Source organism: Ruminococcus sp. AM42-11 (assembly GCF_003480145.1).
Taxonomy (GTDB): Bacteria; Bacillota; Clostridia; order Lachnospirales; family Lachnospiraceae; genus Blautia_A; species Blautia_A faecis.
Genome location: NZ_QUIO01000004.1, coordinates 1 through 18,583 on the forward strand (window position 1 = coordinate 1; position 18,583 = coordinate 18,583).

The window sequence follows — 18,583 nt, forward strand, 5'->3', positions numbered from 1 at the left end:
AATTCTACCTTTCTGATAATCGTTACCTCCATCTGTTGATGGAAGCATTATACTACATTGGGACATTTTCCTTTATGGTATATTAGGACATTATCATAAATGGTTCATAATTTTTGTAAGTTTTAACAAGGAAATTCCGTTGACAAAAGTGACAGTTTGCTTTATTATATGAAGTGAATAAAAGGCAAACCTGTTGAAAGACAGGGACGCAAAGCCAAGGGTCTAAGGTCTCAGGACTATGACAGCCGGTTGCCGCATTGATATTGATTAGGTAATGTAATATGACAGGAGACGTGGTTCTTCTATTTGTGGCGACCGTTTATTTAATCTGATAAACGGTTTTTTTATTTCCACAAACTGATGGGACTGATAGTTTCCGGATAGCGGCAAGTCAGTTACATTATGGTTCAAGAAAGGTGTGTTATTTATGAAAGGAAAGAAATTAGCAGAGTGGCTCGCAAATAAAAAAGTTGTTTCCAGTTGTGCTGCTATAGCATTGGCAGCAGTGATCGGCGGCGTTTCATTATTCTCAGGAGTAGGAGAAACACCTGAATTCCCCAGTTACACAGATCCGATCATGGAGACTTCCATCATAGAAGATGAAACTCCACTGGCTTCCCAGCCGAAGACTACTGTGAAGACTACCTCCAGTACCAAGACAACCAGGAAGACTGTTAAATTAAAAAAGGCTTCCAAGAAGAGCTACACCAAGAAACTGAAAACCAAAACAAAAGTAACCAATAAAACAAATAAATCCGGTAATACAACAGTAGATACCAAGACAACCGTTGTTACCAAAGCAACAGCGAAATACACCAAGAAATCCAAAAAGAAAGTTGTTACATCCAAGATCACAACAACTGTTCAGACAACAACTACACAGCAGGTATCAATTGACAATGAGACCGCTGTAAGCACTACTTCTTCTGGTACTTCCGCTGCCCAGGTAACTGTAGCAGCAAACTCTTCACAGAACCAGAGCAAATACGAAGCAAATGTAGCAAGTGTTGCAGGCAAGATGGACAATCGTGTAATTGCAGCATATCAGCAGCTGGGATTTAAGCTTGTTGTTGATCCATCCGTCAACTATTCAGGATATTTTGATGCAAGATCAAGATCTATTACAATGAAGCAGATTGATGATTCTGTTTATCATGAGCTGGGTCATTTCCTTGCATTTATCGCAGGAAATGCAGATAAGACAGCAAGCTTCCAGAGCATTTTTGCAGCTGAGAAGGCAAATGTTACAGCTTTTAATAAAGCCTATGTAACACAGAATGCTTCCGAATATTTTGCAGAATCTGTTAAGGATTACATCCTGAACAATGCTTCCCTGAAGAGTAGCAGACCACAGACTTATGCAGCTGTTCAGAATGCACTGAATCAGATTACAGACGCACAGATCGCTAAGATCCAGAAGATTTACGGAGCGTTCTGGAATTAATAATTTTAAAGATGACCGGCACCCGGAGAAATATCTCCGGGTGTTTTATTGTGAATAGCACAGGCGTGGGAAACCGGTATTTTATAAAAAGGTAAGTGACAGCTGGTACTTATCTTTGGGTCACCGGGAGAACAGGACTCTTATATATGTCGAAGAGTCGGGATATGTGTCGACAGAAAATTCTTGCAATGAAAAACCTTAGGTGTGTATAATACAAAACAAAGGTTATCACTTTCTTGCAGGCAGGGATAGATATATTTGGAATGGATGTAGACACGGCGCCTGAAATGTGTTAAAATAAACTTTAATAAGTTTTTTGAAGGATGTTTTTATAATTCAGTATATAGCTTCTGTCTAATCAGACATTTGTATCCCGTTAAATCAAAATTGAAATGTGTTTTAGAATTGTATTAGTCGAAGAGGTAGATGATTGATGAAAGAAAAGTATGAATCATTATCCCTGGCTACGCTGAAAGACTTGGCAAAAGCCAGAGGACTGAAGGGCATTTCTACTATGAGAAAGCCTGAATTAATTGAACGTATGCTGGAAGAGGACAGGAAAGAACAGACTGCAGAAAATGAGCAGACTATTTCCGGAACAGCAGAAGAGAATACCATACCTGCAAGACCAGAGTATGCGGTAGCAGAAAAAACAGAAAATTCGGGAAGTGTTTCTGCACCGGAGAGAAGAGAGGCACCAACCAGATCCCGTACCATTATACGGCGCAATCCTGAGTATCGCAGCAATAATTATGGCAGAAATGAAAATGCAGGACGCCAGAACAGTTATAATGGGGAAAACAGACCGGAGAACTTCGTGAAGCGCACTCCTGCAGCGAAACCTGTAGAAGTGGTTCCGCCAGCCGAATTAAGACCCGAGGAAACGGAACAGCCCCGTACAGGCGCAGCCAGTGAGAACCGTACAGAAGAGGATGTAAGCAACGCTACAATGTTCCGGCTGAAACGGTCCAGCTTGACAGTGGCGAAAAGGCCAATGGAATCCTGGAGGTTATGCCGGATGGGTTTGGATTTATCCGAAGTGAGAATTATCTTCCGGGAGAAAATGATATCTATGTTTCTCCGTCACAGATCCGCAGATTCAATCTGAAGACAGGGGATATTATTCAGGGAAATATCCGTATTAAAACACAGGGGGAGAAATTCAGTGCCCTTTTGTATGTGACGTCTATCAATGGTTTCCATCCAAGTGAGGGACAGAAGAGATACAATTTTGAAAATATGACCCCAATCTTCCCAGATGAACGTCTGATCATGGAGCGGCCTGGCGGAACTACTGCCATGCGTATCGTAGATCTGATCAGCCTATCGGAAAGGGACAGCGTGGTATGATCGTTTCCCCGCCTAAGGCAGGTAAAACTACTTTGCTCAAGGATGTTGCGAAATCTATTCTTAAGAATAACAAGGATATGCATCTGATCATTCTTCTTATTGATGAACGTCCTGAGGAAGTTACCGATATCAGGGAAGCAATACAGGGACCGAACGTGGAAGTTATTTATTCCACATTTGATGAGCTTCCGGAGCATCATAAGCGTGTATCCGAGATGGTTGTAGAGCGTGCACGCCGCCTTGTAGAACATAAGCAGGATGTTGTGATCCTTCTGGATTCCATTACCAGACTGGCAAGAGCCTATAACCTGGTTGTTCCCCCAAGTGGAAGAACTCTGTCAGGAGGTCTTGATCCGGGAGCACTTCATATGCCGAAGCGCTTTTTTGGTGCAGCACGTAATATGCGTGAGGGAGGAAGCCTTACCATTCTGGCCACTGCACTTGTTGACACCGGAAGCAAAATGGACGACGTTATTTACGAAGAATTCAAGGGAACCGGCAATATGGAGCTTGTTCTTGACCGCAAGCTTCAGGAGAAACGGGTTTTCCCGGCCATCGACATTCAGAAATCCGGTACCAGACGAGAAGATCTGCTTCTGAGCAAAGACGAGCAGGAAGCTGTATATATTATGCGAAAGGCTCTTAACGGAATGAAGTCTGATGAGGCAGTGGAACAGATCCTGAACATGTTTGCACGTACTGCAAATAATGCTGAATTTGTGCAAATGGTAAAAAACAGAAATTGTAATGTTCACAAAAAACACCGTGCAGAATATTATCTGGGATTAGTTTTAGAAATTTTTATAAATAACTTGCATTTCTCATAACGCCATGCTATAATCAGTAGGCTGTGTAAAGTGTGAATTCGTCAGATTCAACGCAAATAAAATAGAATAAATATAGAGAGGTGAAAATCATGAGAGAAGGAATCCATCCGAATTACTATCAGGCAACTGTAACCTGCAACTGCGGTAATACTTTTGTAACAGGATCTACCAAGCAGGATATCCACGTAGAAATCTGCTCCAAATGTCATCCGTTCTATACAGGACAGCAGAAAGCTACTCAGGCTCGCGGACGTATCAATAAGTTCAACGAGAAATACGGCCTGAATAAATAATTTGAATATTACTGAATGAGAAGGTTGAGGTTGGGAAATCTCAACCTTTCTTTGTAACTGGAGGATAAAATGAAACCATCCAATATCGGTGGACAAGCTGTAATGGAAGGCATTATGATGCGCCACAAGGATAAATACTCCATTGCAGTAAGACGTCCTGATAAAGAAATTGTAGTAAAAGTGGAAGATTATAAATGCATTTTCGGGAAAGCCAGGATCTGGCGGAAACCGATCATCCGCGGAATGGTAAGCTTTATCGATTCTCTGGTAACCGGAACGAAATGCCTTATGTATTCAGCTGAAATTGCAGGTGATGAGGAGGACGAGGAAGAGACCAGAAAGAATGCTGCTCTTTCTCCAGAAGAACTGGAAGCCAAGAAGAAAAAAGAAGACAAGGCATTTAAAGCCTTGCTCTATGTAACTGTGGCCATTTCTATTGTAATTTCCATTGCAGCCTTTATGCTGCTTCCTTATGCACTGGCCAGTCTTTGCCGTAAAGTAGGCGCTTCGGAAGTGGTGGTTACCATTGTGGAAGCGTTTGTGAAGCTGGGTCTGTTTATGGGATACATGATCCTGATCTCCAGAATGAAGGATATTCAGAGAACCTTTATGTATCATGGTGCTGAACACAAATGTATCAACTGTGTGGAAAATGGTAAGCCACTTACTGTGGAGAACGTGCTTGAGAGCTCCAGATTCCACAGACGCTGCGGAACAAGCTTTCTGTTCCTGGTTATGATAGTAAGTATTTTCCTACATTTTATTTTTGTACTGGTACCGTCTTACTGGTTCCGTCTTTTCGGCCGTCTGCTCATGGTACCTGTAGTATCTGGAATTTCATTTGAAATTATCCAGTGGGCAGGCAGGACAGACAGTAAATTTGCCTTGATGATGAGCAAACCTGGTATGGCAATGCAGAAATTTACCACAAAAGAACCTACAGCTGATATGGCAGAGGTTGCCATCAAGGCTGTGGAGGCTGTGTTTGACTGGAGAGCATATTTAAAGACAGAATTCAATCTGGATATTCCATATGAGAACAAAGAAAACGGTGATCTTTCCGCTGCTTCCGCGCAATCTGAAAGCGGGGACAGTGAAGAACGCACCGGGAATGTGCCGGAAACGGGAGCTGCACAATGACTTCTCTGGAAACACTATTAAAAGAAGGAACCAAGGTTCTGGAACAGCATAAGATCCAGGAAGCCAGGCTGGATGCCTGGCTTCTTCTGGAGCATGTGACAGGAATGAACAGGGCTTTTTATTTCGCTCATTCAGCTGACGGGATTGAAGAGGAAAAAGCGGACAGATACCGGGAACTGATCCGAAAAAGAGCAGGTCATGTTCCCTTGCAGCATATTACCCATCAGGCATATTTTATGGGATTTGAATTTTATGTAAATCAAAACGTACTGGTTCCGAGGCAGGATACGGAGACATTGGTGGAGAAGGCTCTGGAAGTTATGAAGGGGAAAAAGACACCAGGGATTCTGGATATGTGCACTGGATCGGGGTGTATTCTTTTAAGTCTTCTGGCACTTACCGGGGATGCATATGGTGTGGGTGCTGATGTTTCCCCACTTGCTCTTCAGGTGGCAGATAAGAATGCGGTAAGCCTGGAAGTGTCAGACAGAGCTGTTTTCGTGGAAAGCGACTTGTTTTCGTCAGCTTTTTTTCAACAAAACACTGGCAAAGATATGCCTCAGTATGATATCCTTATTTCGAATCCCCCCTACATCAGAAGCGCAGAGATTGAAGAGCTTATGGAAGAAGTGCGGGATCACGATCCAAGACTTGCATTGGATGGCCATGAAGATGGTCTGTATTTTTATAGAAAAATCGTATCGGAGGGAAAGGCTTTCCTAAAGGAAAATGGCTGGATGCTGTTTGAAATCGGATATGATCAGGGCGAAGCTGTAAAGGCGCTGATGCGGGAAAATGGCTTTTTTGATGTACAGATTGTTAAAGACCTGACGGGACTTGACAGAGTTGTGTTGGGCAGACGATAGTTTTATATAAGTAAAGAGAAGAACATAACAGGAGGAAAACCATGTTTGACAAGTTGGACGATTTGCTCATACGTTTCGAGGAAGTTCTGAATGAGCTGGGTGAGCCAGATGTAACATCTAATCCAGATCGTTTCCAGAAACTTATGAAGGAACAGAGCGACCTGCAGCCAATTGTGGATACCTATAAGGAATATAAGAAAAATAAAGAAACCATTCAGGACAGCCTTTCCATGCTGGAAGAGGAGAAGGATGAGGATATGAGAGAAATGCTCAAGGAAGAGCTTTCCGATGCCAAGAAGCGTGTGGAAGAGCTGGAGCATGAACTGAAGATCCTTCTTCTGCCTAAGGACCCTAACGATAATAAGAACGTTATCGTGGAGATCCGCGCCGGTGCCGGTGGAGATGAGGCTGCTCTTTTTGCAGCTGAGATTTACAGAATGTATGTAAAATATGCAGAATCCAGGCGCTGGAAAACAGAGATGATGAGCTTAAACGAGAATGGAATCGGCGGATTCAAAGAGGTTACCTTTATGATAAACGGTGCCGGAGCTTATTCCAGACTGAAATATGAGAGTGGCGTACACCGGGTACAGAGGGTTCCGGAGACGGAATCCGGCGGAAGAATCCATACTTCCACCTGTACGGTTGCAATTATGCCGGAAGCTGAGGAGATTGATTTCCATCTGGATATGAACGACTGTAAATTCGACGTATTCCGTGCTTCCGGAAATGGCGGACAGTGCGTCAATACTACAGACTCCGCAGTACGACTGACCCATATTCCTACAGGAATCGTAATTTCCTGTCAGGATGAGAAGTCCCAGCTGAAGAATAAGGATAAGGCGTTAAAGGTTCTTCGCTCACGTCTGTATGAGATGGAGCTGGCCAAACAGCATGACGCAGAAGCAGAGGCGCGAAGAAGTCAGATCGGTACAGGTGATCGTTCTGAGAAGATCAGAACCTACAATTTTCCACAGGGACGTGTAACAGATCACCGTATCAAACTTACACTTCACAGACTGGATAACATTCTGAATGGAGATCTGGATGAAATCATCGACAGCCTGATCGCAGCAGACCAGGCAGCGAAATTGAGCAATCTGCAGGAACAGTAAACTTAGAGCCTTTTTCAAACACGCTCTAAAACAACAATCATATGAAAAATGGGAGGGTATTACCTATGAAAAAAACAGCTCTTGTAATTATGGCAGCCGGAGTTGGAAGCAGATTTGGAAATGGAATCAAGCAGCTTGCACCAGTTGGACCAAATGGTGAGATCATTATGGATTATTCCATCAGAGACGCATTGGAGGCTGGCTTCAATAAAATTGTATTTATTATCCGTAAGGATCTGGAAGAAGAATTTAAAAGCACCATTGGTGCAAGAGTAGAGAAGATCGCAGAAGTTGCGTATGCATATCAGGAAATGGAGAAGCTTCCGGAAGGCTTTGTGAAACCGGCAGACAGAACCAAACCATGGGGAACCGGCCATGCTGTTATCTGCGCAAGAGAGTTCCTTACAGAGCCATTTGCAGTTATCAATGCAGATGACTATTATGGAAAGGAAGCATACGTAAAAGTACATGATTATCTGGTTCGGGAGCAGCCAGCAGATGATGTTCTGCATATTTGCATGGCAGGTTTCCGTCTTGGAAACACCTTAAGTGATAATGGAAGTGTTACAAGAGGACTTTGCCACATTACAGACGGAAAGCTTACAGGTGTTACCGAGACACACAATATTTTTAAAACAGCAGATGGCGCTGAGAGTCGCGAAGATGGCCAGCCGGCAGAGAAGCTTGACTTAAACGAGCTTGTTTCCATGAACATGTGGGGACTGACTCCTGCGTTTATGGATACTTTATACGATGGATTTGTAGAGTTTCTTCAGAATGTAAAAGCTGGTGATATCAAGGCAGAGTATCTTCTTCCGGTTATGATCGATGCATTGATCCAGAAGGGAACTGCCCAGGTAGATGTGCTTGAGACAAAGGATACCTGGTTTGGTGTAACTTACCAGGAAGATAAAGAGGTTGTGATCAAAGCCTTTAAAGAGCTTACCGAGGCTGGCGTATATCCAAACGGACTTTACAAATAAGATTATCGGATACTGTATATTGTAATTGTTTGCAGTTTTGCCTGAAAATATGGAAAAGAATGTATGATTCCTATATGCTTTCAGGTGTAATAAGCAAGGAGGATAATTAGATATGGGAAAATATTTTGGAACAGACGGATTTCGTGGAGAGGCGAATGTTCAGCTGACAGTTGATAATGCGTTTAAAGTAGGACGTTATGTAGGCTGGTATTATGGACGTGACCATAAGGCGAAGATCGTAATCGGAAAAGATACCAGACGAAGCAGCTATATGTTTGAGTATGCCCTTGTTGCAGGACTTACCGCTTCCGGAGCAGATGCTTATCTTCTGCATGTAACCACTACTCCAAGTGTATCCTTTGCGGTTCGTACAGAGGATTTTGACTGCGGTATTATGATTTCCGCAAGCCATAACCCATTCTATGATAATGGAATCAAGCTTCTGAATGGAAACGGACAGAAGATTGAGGCTGAGATCGAGGAGCGTATTGAGGCCTACATTGATGGCGAGATCGAGGAGCTTCCTCTTGCACGCAAAGAAGACATTGGACGTACTGTTGATTTTGCTTCCGGACGAAACCGCTATATCGGATACCTGATCTCCATTCCAAGCCGTGATTTCAAAAATGTAAAAGTTGGACTTGACTGTGCCAACGGAAGTTCATCCGCAATTGCAAAAAGTGTTTTCGAGGCACTTCAGGCGAAAACTTATGTGATCAACAATCAGCCGGATGGAACTAACATCAATACAAACTGCGGTTCCACCCATATTGAAGTCCTTCAGAAATATGTGGTAGACAATGGCCTGGACATTGGATTTGCCTATGATGGAGATGCTGACCGTTGTATCGCAGTTGATCATCGTGGAAATATCATCGATGGTGACAAGATTATGTATGTCTGCGGTAAATATCTGAAAGAGCAGGGGAAACTGAATGGAAATACTGTTGTTACCACAGTGATGTCCAATATGGGACTTTACAAAGCTCTGGAGCGTGAAGGAATGCGTTATGAGCAGACTGCAGTTGGTGACAAATACGTTGCCGAGAATATGATGGCAAATAACTACAGCATTGGTGGAGAACAGTCCGGACATATTATTTTCAGCCGCTATGCAGCTACAGGTGATGGTATCCTTACTTCTCTTATGGTCATGGAAGCATGTGTAGATAAGAAGTCTACTTTATGTGATCTTGCCAAAGAGATGAAGGTTTATCCGCAGGTTCTTCGAAATGTACGTGTAGCAGATAAGAAGACTGCGCGTGAGAACCCGAAGGTGGTTGAGGCGGTCGAAGCAGCAGGAAAGGCACTTGGCGATTCCGGACGTATTCTGGTCCGTGAGAGCGGTACAGAGCCGCTGATCCGTGTTATGGTGGAGGCCGAGACAGATGAGCTTTGCCATCAGTATGTAGACAGTGTTGTGGAAGTAATGGAAGCCGAGGACTGATCGTTGGTTGAGAATGAAAATCAGAAAAACAGCATTAATATTGGCAGCGGTCATGGGGCTTTCCCTTCTGGCTGGCTGCGATAATGAAAAACAGCAGATTTTTAAGGAAGCAGAGAAAGATCTGGAGCAGGGCAGCTATGAGTATGCGCTGGATGAATTTACGGCTTCTGTGAATAATGGTGTGAAGCCTGCAGTGTCTTACCGCGGGATTGGAATCTGTCAGCTGCGTCTGGGAAATTATGATGATGCCATTACTGCCTTTACCAGTGCTCTTGGCGAGGAGAAAGTAAACAAAAGTATGGCCCGGGACCTGTATCTGTATCGTGCTACGGCACGTCTGCAGGCTGGCTATCTGGATGATGCCATGGCAGACTGTCAGGTGCTTGCCCAGAATTATGAGATGGATGCAGATGCCTGGTTCCTTACTGGAAAGGTTGCCCTGGAAATGGATGTCTATGATGAAGCTGCCTCTGATTTTGAGCAGGCATATGGGGAAGATTCCAGCTATGACCGGGCCATCCAGATCTACGAGACGTACCTGGATAAGGACATGGAAGCGGATGGAACCAGGTATCTGGAGGCTGTTTTGTCTACAGATGCAAAGGGAGCAGAGGATCTTTGCAGCCGGGGAAGAATCTATTACTATATGGGAGATTATACCAATGCCCAGAAAGAGCTGACAGATGCTTCCAATCAGGGAAGTACAGAGGCACTTCTGGTTCTTGGAATGGTCTATGGCGCTCAGTCAGATTACGCAAATGCCCGGGCAATGTACCAGCAGTACATCAATCAGAAGCTGGATGATACGTCCGGGGATCAGACACAGACTGCCGCACAGGGATACAATGGACTGGCAGTGTGCGATATGGCAGAAGGAAATTATGATTCTGCTTTGGAAAATATCAGCAGCGGAATTTCCATTGCTTCCGATGATGAAATGCAGAGCTTGTTATTTAATGAAATTGTAGCTTATGAGAAAAAACTGGATTTTTCCACAGCGCAGGAGAAAGCTGTGTCTTATGTCGGAATGTATCCGGAGGATGAAGAAGCTGCGAAAGAGCTTGATTTCCTGAAATCCAGGACTGGAAGTAATGAATAGGAAACAGAGAAGGTTCTTGAAGCTATTTTTATAATCATAAAAGGATTTGAAATCTGAGGCAATATTGAATGCCGGATTTCAAATCCTTTTTTGGTAATATACTCAGATCTTTTTTACATAAAGGCGGTTGCCACGATACATGGGGCGGCCGTTCACGCCACTGAGATCGTAGGACATTGCAAAGTAGGAATCCACGCTGCTTACAAGCGCCCAGTCAGGATCATAGACCTTTCCACCAATTTCAGCCCAGCCGTGACCGCCGGAGCAGATTACATAAACTTTTTTCATGCCTACAGCGTTTGCGAGGTAGGCGAAAGCTGCTGCATAGGAAACACAGTCACCTCGTCCGCCGCGGAAAAACATATCTTCGGCGAAATCCTTTTCCCAGTCCTGTGTATTTCTGAATTCACGCCAGCAATAGTAGGTGTACTGCTTCTTGACGTAATCAAAGCTGGCACGGAGGCGCTGCATTTTGTTCATTCCTGGTCTGCTGATCTTTTCTACAATCTTGTTCGCTTCTGTCATTAGCTTCAGCTTGCGCAGGTTAGAACCGGATTTGCTGGCACGTCCGGAAGCATCAAGAGCGATACCATTTATAGTGGTGGAGGTCAGCATGTATGCGCCGGTGGTTCCTGTGCTGATACGGAAAAAGTAGTAATCATTTTTGATTTTTTTCCAGCCGTAACGCTGAATTCCATTTTTGTCAAAAAAGTAATAGCGGGATCCGATTTTGACCTTGCCTTTGATTTTCTTGCCGCGAGCATTGTAATAGTAGTGGCGGCCCTTGATGGTCTTCCAGGTACCAGAAGAGGAACTGGAAGCTTGTCCCTTACCGGAATGGGTCTTCTTATTGGTGACAGTGGAAGAAGATTTCGCAGTTTGGGAAACAGATGTCCGGGCAGCTGCCTGGGTGGGAAGAGTACCTGTCAGGAGCGTACAGGACAGGCAAAGGCATGCTGCAAGAGTTTTGAGATTTTTCTTTTTCATAGGTTCCTCCTTTTTTGGTCTTTTACTATTATTATATACTATATGAGATCTGAACTGTAGTTGTTGTTTTCAGATCTGAAATATGTTACTGTTCACTCCGTTCACAGTAACGCGCTTCGCGATGCACAGAAATCATGCATTCGCATGATTTCGCGCCGCAATTCTCGGGTTTTCTGTGAACTTTGTTCACAAAAAACGCCTCGCGGAACGTTACCAGTGAACAGTAACTGAAATATACCTCTCCCAAAAGGAATGGGTTTGTGTTATACTCTAACAGATGATTTTCAGATAGAAAAGTAACTGAAAGTTAGTTTATGGATGATCCGGAAGGAGGATTTATGGAATATATTGAAGAAATACAGGAGCAGGTGATTCTGGTTGGCGTTCAGCTGGATGAGAACGATAATGTGAAAGAATCCCTGGATGAACTGGAGGAGCTTGCAGATACTGCCGGAGCTCAGACAGTGGGAAAAATTATCCAGAACCGTGAGACTGTACATCCTGGAACTTATATTGGAAAAGGAAAGATCGAGGAGGTACGTGCTCTTATGCTGGCCACGGATGCTACAGGAATCATCTGTGACGATGAACTTTCCCCGGCACAGATGAACAATCTGGAGCATGAGCTGGAATGTAAGGTAATGGACAGAACTCTTCTGATCCTTGACATTTTTGCAAAACATGCCACTACCAGCGAGGGAAAGATTCAGGTTGAGCTTGCACAGCTCCGTTACAGAGCATCCAGACTGGTAGGACTAGGTGCGTCTTTGTCCAGACTTGGAGGAGGAATCGGAACCCGAGGTCCTGGAGAGAAGAAGCTGGAGAGCGACCGACGTCTGATCCGAAAGAGAATCACAGCGCTGAAGGAAGAGCTTTCCCAGGTAGAGAAGCACAGAGAACTACTCCGTACCGGACGTACCCGGGGAAAGATGAAGACTGCGGCGATCGTGGGCTATACCAATGCGGGAAAATCCACTTTACTGAACACTTTGACAGGCGCAGGTGTTCTTTCCGAGGACAAGCTTTTTGCCACTCTGGATCCGACTACGCGGGCTCTGACGCTGGATGACGGACAGCAGATCCTGCTTACCGATACGGTTGGATTTATCCGTAAGCTGCCGCACAATCTGGTTGAGGCGTTTAAGAGTACGCTGGAGGAAGCCAGGTACGCGGATTACATCATTCATGTGGTGGATTGTTCCAATCCCCAGGCGGTGCAGCAGATGGAAGTGGTTTACGACACTTTGCAGGAGCTGGAAGTTCAGGGGAAAAAGACCATTACATTGTTTAATAAGGTGGATATGGGAGCGGCTATCCGTATGCGCGACAGCAATGCAGACCACACTTTGAAGGTATCTGCGAAAACAGGGGAAGGCCTTGAGGATTTAAAGGCACTTCTGGGAAAAATTCTTTCCGAAGAGCAGATTTATGTGGAAAAGCTTTTTACCTATCAGGAGGCTGGCAAGATTCAGCTGATCCGGGAATATGGGCAGCTGCTTTCGGAGGAGTACACAGATACTGGAATTCTGGTGAAAGCCAGAGTGCCACAGGAAATTCATGGGAAGCTTATGTGATGCAGCCAGACCCGTGGAACTGGCAAAAAGTATGGGCTATAAAGTTATCACATTTGAGGATAATAAGTAAATATAATGTTATCGCTTAAAAGTAATTTCTGTGAAGCGCATTGCTATACAAAAAGTGAAGAACGATAGATGATAAGATTAAAATTCGTAAGAAACAGGAGAGAATATCATGGGAAAATACACAGATTATGTTATGAAAACAGCACAGGATCTGCTTGCAGTGCCAAGCCCAAGCGGCTTCACACACATGGCAGCCGAATTTGTGAAAAAAGAATTTGAGAATCTTGGCTATAAGCCTCAGATTACCCAGAAGGGCGCTGTGCTCGTAAAGCTTGGAGGAAAAGACGATAAGAATGCAGTGGTTCTGGCAGCTCACATGGATACTCTTGGCGGAATGGTCTGCCAGATCATGGACAACGGACATCTGAAACTGACTAATATCGGCGGCATGAACCCAAACAATGCGGAGGCTGAGAACTGCAAGGTTTATACAAAATCCGGCAAAGTATACGATGCAACCTTCCAGCTGGAGAATGCGTCTGTTCATGTAAACGGCGAGTATAGCGATACCAAACGTACTTATGAGACGATGGAGGCCATTCTTGATGAGCCGGTGAAGAATAAAGAGGATGTGAAAAAACTTGGAATCATGACAGGCGATTTTGTCTGCTTTGATCCAAGGACAGTTGTGACTGAGAGCGGATACATCAAGAGCCGTTTCCTTGATGATAAATTCAGCACTGCTATTCTTCTCGGCTATGCTAAATATCTGAAAGAGAAAGAAATTCAGACAGAGCGTACCATTTATGTACTGATCACTTCTTATGAGGAAGTGGGACATGGTGGATGTGCCGCTATCCCAGATGGAGTGACAGAGATGATCTCCGTAGATATGGGATGTGTTGGAAAAGGCCTGGAATGTGATGAAACCATGGTTCAATCTGCGCTAAGGACAGTATGGGACCATATGATTACCAGGTGGTTTCCGGTCTGATCAAGGCTGCACAGGAGAATGACATTGCGTTTGCTGTGGATGTGTATCCTCATTATGGCTCTGATGTGGATGCAGCACTGAAAGCAGGCTATGATATGAAGCATGGTCTGATCGGACCGGGAGTTTACGCATCTCATGGATACGAGCGGTCACACAGGGATGGAGCGAAGAATACACTGAAATTACTGAAGGCATATTTAGGATAAAAGTCCTGCGCGGTAGCGCTAAAGGCGCGGAACAATCGACTTTCATTTGGGGTGATGTCTGCGCAGGCAGACATGTCCGTTTAGAAGAAAAACTTGATTAAAAATGTATAAAATCTTAATAATAGAAGATGACGAAATTATTGTACAGATAGTAAAGCGACATTTGGAATCCTGGGGATATGAGGTCTTTCAGATCGAAGATTTCACTCATGTGATTCAGGAGTTTGTGCAAAAAGATCCACAGCTGGTGCTGCTGGATTTGAAACTGCCGTTTTTTAACGGTTTTCATTGGTGTGAGGAAATCCGCAAAATTTCACAGGTACCAGTGATGTTTCTGTCTTCAGCGGCTGACAATATGAATATGGTAATGGCCATGAGCCGGGGTGCAGATGATTTTATCGCGAAACCTTTTGATCTGGATGTGTTAACTGCGAAGGTGCAGGCTGTGCTTCGCAGAACCTATGCCTTTGGTCAGAACAACAGTCTTCTGGAAAGGGGCGGCGTAGTGCTGAATCCTGGAAATGGGACGATTTCAGTGGATGGAAAGCTTGCAGACCTGACGAAAAACGAATTGAAGATATTGCAGATACTATTTGAACATCAGGGGCATGTTGTATCCAGAGAGTCGATTATGACAAAACTGTGGGAGAGCGACAGCTTTGTGGATGACAATACTTTGACAGTAAACATCACAAGAATCCGTCGGAAGCTGGAAGGTCTGGGTGTAGAGAACTTCATTATCACCAAAAAAGGCCTGGGGTACATGGTATGATTAAATATCTGAAAACCAGATGGAAAACAGGTGTTTTGGCTTTACTTATGGTAGCGGTAACGGCTGGAATCCTTTTTCTGTATGATATTCCGCTGGAGCCTGTAGGTTATGTGGCGGTTTTTGAAATGCTGCTGACAGGCCTGGGGCTTATGTGGGATTACCATAAATACCGGAAAAAGCAGGAAAGTCTGCTTTACATAAGAGACTGCGGCAATTTTTCAGAAGAATATCTGGAGGCTCCGGAGAATGAAAATGAGGCTATTTACCGGGAAATCTGCCGTAGTCTGGATGAGAAGAGAATAGAGGCTGAAAATCAGAGAAGTGCTTTTGGTACAGAATTGACAGACTTTTATACGCTGTGGGTTCACCAGATCAAAACACCTATTGCTGCAGCAAGACTGCTTCTTCAGGAAGAGAAGCCCAGACCTCAGGAGATTCAGAATGAGCTTTTTAAGGTGGAGCAGTACGTGGAGATGGTGCTGGGGTATCTTCGAACGGAGGATATGGCTTCAGACATCCGATTTGAGGAAATGGATATGGATTCTCTGATTCGTGAGCAGATTCACAAATTTGCCAGAATATTTATTGGGAAAAAGCTTTCTCTGGAGTATCAAGAGGTATCGGAAACGGTGCTTACAGATGAAAAATGGCTTGGCTTTGTGTTGGGACAAATTTTATCAAATGCACTGAAATACACAAAAAAAGGAAAAATATCCATCTATATGAGCAAATCCAGGCCGCATACGCTGGTGATCGAAGATACTGGAATTGGAATCCGTGCCGAAGATTTGCCCCGGGTTTTTGAAAAGGGGTTTACTGGCTATAATGGACGTGAAGAGAACAGGTCTACTGGAATTGGGCTTTATCTTTGCGGAAAGATTATGAAAAGGCTGGATTACGGAATCAGGATAGAGTCGGAGCTTGGAAAAGGGACGAAGGTATTTCTTGAACTGGGAAGGAAGAAGATGGATCTATATTAGAGCGTGTTCGGAAAAAACAATCTCGCAGTCTGCATGCCCCACTTTTCGGTGTATTTTGCAGATTGCAAGATTAATTTTTTACATGCTTTAGATGGTGGGGACAAGGAGAGAGTATGAAAGCGATAAAGAAGGTTTTAAACAATATTTTTATTGATGGTTTAAGCGGAATGGCTTTGGGGTTGTTTTCTACTTTGATCATCGGAACTATTTTGAAACAGATTGGTGATTTGATGGGCGGTACATATGGCACTTATTTAAGTGCATTTGCAGTGGTTGCCCAGAGGCTTACAGGTGCCGGAATCGGCATCGGTGTTGCGTATAAATTCCGGGAATCTACTTATGTGCTGTTGTCGGCTGCGGCAGCAGGAATGATTGGGGCTTATGCATCAAACCTTATTGCAGGAACCCTGTTGTCTGATACAGGGGCATTAGTGTTATCCGGTCCTGGCGAGCCTCTTGGAGCGTTTGTGGCTGCATATGTGGGAATTACGATTGGGAGGCTGGTTGCCGGAAAAACAAAACTGGATCTTCTTATTACACCAGCAATCACCATCCTTTCCGGTGGTGCTGTAGGGATACTGGTAGGACCGGGAGTATCAAGCTTCATGACATGGCTTGGCAACCTGGTAAACTGGGGAACTGAGCAGCAGCCAATCCTAATGGGAATTGTGGTTTCTGTCATCATGGGAATGGTACTGACTTTGCCAATTAGTTCTGCAGCTCTTGGAATTATTCTGGGGCTGAATGGCGTGGCAGCGGGTGCGGCAACGATCGGATGCTGTTGTCAGATGATTGGATTTGCAGTGACAAGTTTTAAGGATAATGGCGTGGGCGGTCTTTTTGCCCAGGGAATCGGAACTTCCATGCTGCAGATCCCTAATATTATGAAGCGTCCGCTGATCTGGCTGCCTCCTACACTGGCATCTGCTATTTTAGGCCCAATTGCCATTATCGGGCCTTTCCATATGACAAACAATGCAACTGGTTCCGGAATGGGAACCTCTGGTCTGGTTGGACAGATCATGACTTACCAGACTATGGTGGCAACAGAATCACCGGTGCTGGTAATTCTGAAAATTGTATTGTTCCACTTCCTACTTCCGGGACTGTTATCCTATGTGATTTACCGCGGAATGCGAAATATGGGATATATTAAAGACGGACAGATGAAGCTGAATGTGTAAGGAATATAAAATAAATATTGACATCTAATGAATGTTAGAATATACTAACAACATAAAGGAGCTTATAGGTAACCTGAAAGGAGTATCATATGGGAACAGTAGTTGTTGGTGCTATCGTAGTCGTAATAGCAGGTCTGGGAGTGAGAAGTATTGTGAAGGATAAAAAAAGCGGAAAAGGCTGCAATGGTAACTGTGGAAGCTGCGGCGGACACTGCCACTAAGATGTGAATGAGGCACTGGTATTTTACATAGCTGGTAAATAAGAAGATGAGGAAACTGTTGTATTGGAGAAATCTAATATGGCAGTTTTTTTATTGATAAAAAGCAGAATGCGACAAACCCGCGAAAGAATTGCGCACACATTTTGGCACAGATTGTAAATGGGTATAAACTGTTATAAAATCAAAAATGTATATATATATTGTATTCTGTAATGTCCATATCATGAAGGGAGTGTTGAAAATGAAAAAGTCACTAAAAAAAATAATAATGGTTGTTCTGACATTTGCTATGATGTTTGCAATGACCGTGCCTGCTTACGCAAAAGAGGCATTTAAAATTCTTAAGACAAATGCAACTATTTATTCTTCTAAAACTATGGAAAATCGCAGATGCTACAATCCGGATGAACGTATTGCCTACATTGGAAAAAGAAAAGTTGCTGTGAGATCCAGTAATACTAAAGTTGCAACTGTAAAGATAAAGGATAATGCTATTTGGGCTACGCCCAAAAAGGCTGGTACAACAACCATTACTGTGAAAACCGGACAGGAAACTTACAAATGTACATTTACCGTGTATAAATATGTAAATCCTGTTTCTTCTGCAATGGTGGGGAAGACCACAATTAAAGGAACTGCCTTTAAAAAGAATGCAATTTATAATCTGCGTTATTCCAAATATAAAAATAAGAGTATCGCATTTAAATTTAATCTGAAAAAAGGTTGGAAACTCAGAGGGGGAATATCGTATGCAAGAAGTAACTGGGGTGTAGGGAAGATGTCACCAAATGGCAGCAAAATAAAAGTTGCAGGAGGATCTGGATTTCTTGCTGCTGCATTGGCTGAAAATATCAAGACGGGGCAGAGAGAAAGAATACATATATATTTCAAATAAATTGATAACGTTCAAAGCATGACACTGAACCACGATATAATTTGTGGGAAGATATAATTTGAAAAGCGTTTTCCGAAATCAAAATATGAAAATCGGAAAACGCTTTTTGTTTAACCTGGTATCTTAATAAAAACAACGAAAAACCACAAAAATCAACCAAAAACACCAACCAAAGCAACAAAAACAGTGTTGAATTA

Annotated in this window: 17 protein-coding genes, 2 pseudogenes and 1 riboswitch; of the genes and pseudogenes, 18 read left to right on the forward strand and 1 reads right to left on the reverse strand. The window is 43.6% G+C overall.

Translation table 11 applies throughout. From position 1 onward, the window contains the following. The first annotated feature begins 173 nt into the window (after positions 1 to 173). A riboswitch (cyclic di-GMP riboswitch) is annotated at positions 174 to 257 on the forward strand. Between the two features lie 170 nt (positions 258 to 427). From DW904_RS23525 to DW904_RS03660, 10 genes and pseudogenes are all read left to right on the forward strand, one after another. Further along, a complete protein-coding gene (locus DW904_RS23525; protein ID WP_243110287.1) occupies positions 428 to 1,444 on the forward strand; it encodes a hypothetical protein in 1,017 nt (338 codons plus the stop codon). Between the two features lie 433 nt (positions 1,445 to 1,877). Continuing rightward, positions 1,878 to 1,948: pseudogene (locus DW904_RS24910) on the forward strand (hypothetical protein); the annotation flags it as partial. 465 nt (positions 1,949 to 2,413) lie between these two features. Next, positions 2,414 to 3,528, forward strand: a pseudogene (gene rho, locus DW904_RS24915) (transcription termination factor Rho); the annotation flags it as partial. A gap of 182 nt (positions 3,529 to 3,710) precedes the next feature. Continuing rightward, positions 3,711 to 3,914 (forward strand): 50S ribosomal protein L31, encoded by a 204-nt coding sequence (gene rpmE / locus DW904_RS03630; RefSeq protein WP_117851138.1) that lies wholly within the window; start codon positions 3,711 to 3,713, stop codon positions 3,912 to 3,914. A 69-nt stretch (positions 3,915 to 3,983) separates the two neighbouring features. After that, positions 3,984 to 5,054: a DUF1385 domain-containing protein gene (locus DW904_RS03635; protein ID WP_118578118.1), complete on the forward strand. Its 1,071-nt coding sequence runs from the start codon at positions 3,984 to 3,986 to the stop codon at positions 5,052 to 5,054. Then, positions 5,051 to 5,920: a peptide chain release factor N(5)-glutamine methyltransferase gene (prmC, locus tag DW904_RS03640; RefSeq protein ID WP_118578119.1), complete on the forward strand. Its 870-nt coding sequence runs from the start codon at positions 5,051 to 5,053 to the stop codon at positions 5,918 to 5,920. The genes DW904_RS03635 and prmC overlap by 4 nt, the downstream gene beginning before the upstream one ends. 41 nt (positions 5,921 to 5,961) lie before the next feature. Next, a complete protein-coding gene (gene prfA, locus DW904_RS03645) occupies positions 5,962 to 7,035 on the forward strand; it encodes a peptide chain release factor 1 (protein WP_118578120.1) in 1,074 nt (357 codons plus the stop codon). A 65-nt stretch (positions 7,036 to 7,100) separates the two neighbouring features. Further along, positions 7,101 to 8,018, forward strand: a complete 918-nt coding sequence (locus tag DW904_RS03650; protein ID WP_118578121.1) for a sugar phosphate nucleotidyltransferase — start codon at positions 7,101 to 7,103, stop codon at positions 8,016 to 8,018. Between the two features lie 112 nt (positions 8,019 to 8,130). Then, on the forward strand, positions 8,131 to 9,465 hold the full coding sequence (gene glmM, locus DW904_RS03655; protein ID WP_118578122.1) for a phosphoglucosamine mutase: 1,335 nt from the start codon (positions 8,131 to 8,133) through the stop codon (positions 9,463 to 9,465). Positions 9,466 to 9,478: 13 nt separating this feature from the next. Continuing rightward, complete coding sequence (locus DW904_RS03660; RefSeq protein ID WP_118578123.1) at positions 9,479 to 10,564, forward strand: tetratricopeptide repeat protein; 1,086 nt, start codon at positions 9,479 to 9,481, stop codon at positions 10,562 to 10,564. Between the two features lie 102 nt (positions 10,565 to 10,666). Here DW904_RS03660 and DW904_RS03665 read toward each other — a convergent pair whose 3' ends face one another. After that, on the reverse strand, positions 10,667 to 11,551 hold the full coding sequence (locus DW904_RS03665; protein WP_118578124.1) for a transglutaminase domain-containing protein: 885 nt from the start codon (positions 11,549 to 11,551) through the stop codon (positions 10,667 to 10,669). A 338-nt stretch (positions 11,552 to 11,889) separates the two neighbouring features. Between DW904_RS03665 and hflX the strand changes: the two genes are divergently transcribed. The 8 genes from hflX to DW904_RS03700 all read left to right on the forward strand — a co-directional run bounded on the left by hflX (position 11,890) and on the right by DW904_RS03700 (position 18,386). Beyond that, entirely contained in the window at positions 11,890 to 13,125 is a 1,236-nt protein-coding gene (gene hflX / locus DW904_RS03670) for a GTPase HflX (RefSeq protein ID WP_118578125.1), read from the forward strand. A gap of 178 nt (positions 13,126 to 13,303) precedes the next feature. Then, the gene (locus DW904_RS03675) at positions 13,304 to 14,128 is read left to right on the forward strand and encodes a peptidase M42 (protein ID WP_347562013.1); all 825 of its coding nucleotides are present in this window, start codon (positions 13,304 to 13,306) and stop codon (positions 14,126 to 14,128) included. Continuing rightward, positions 14,092 to 14,334 carry a hypothetical protein gene (locus tag DW904_RS24920; protein WP_347562014.1) on the forward strand — a complete coding sequence of 81 codons (243 nt, stop codon included), beginning with the start codon at positions 14,092 to 14,094 and terminating at the stop codon, positions 14,332 to 14,334. The genes DW904_RS03675 and DW904_RS24920 overlap by 37 nt, the downstream gene beginning before the upstream one ends. A 103-nt stretch (positions 14,335 to 14,437) precedes the next feature. Then, entirely contained in the window at positions 14,438 to 15,106 is a 669-nt protein-coding gene (locus tag DW904_RS03680) for a response regulator transcription factor (protein WP_118578126.1), read from the forward strand. Continuing rightward, on the forward strand, positions 15,103 to 16,086 hold the full coding sequence (locus DW904_RS03685; protein WP_118578127.1) for a sensor histidine kinase: 984 nt from the start codon (positions 15,103 to 15,105) through the stop codon (positions 16,084 to 16,086). The genes DW904_RS03680 and DW904_RS03685 overlap by 4 nt, the downstream gene beginning before the upstream one ends. A gap of 113 nt (positions 16,087 to 16,199) precedes the next feature. Beyond that, positions 16,200 to 17,270: a PTS sugar transporter subunit IIC gene (locus DW904_RS03690; RefSeq protein WP_118578128.1), complete on the forward strand. Its 1,071-nt coding sequence runs from the start codon at positions 16,200 to 16,202 to the stop codon at positions 17,268 to 17,270. A gap of 89 nt (positions 17,271 to 17,359) precedes the next feature. After that, positions 17,360 to 17,491 carry a FeoB-associated Cys-rich membrane protein gene (locus DW904_RS03695; protein ID WP_118578129.1) on the forward strand — a complete coding sequence of 44 codons (132 nt, stop codon included), beginning with the start codon at positions 17,360 to 17,362 and terminating at the stop codon, positions 17,489 to 17,491. A 235-nt stretch (positions 17,492 to 17,726) separates the two neighbouring features. Further along, positions 17,727 to 18,386, forward strand: coding sequence for a hypothetical protein (locus DW904_RS03700; RefSeq protein WP_147422289.1), 660 nt, complete (start codon positions 17,727 to 17,729; stop codon positions 18,384 to 18,386). Positions 18,387 to 18,583 lie beyond the last annotated feature (197 nt).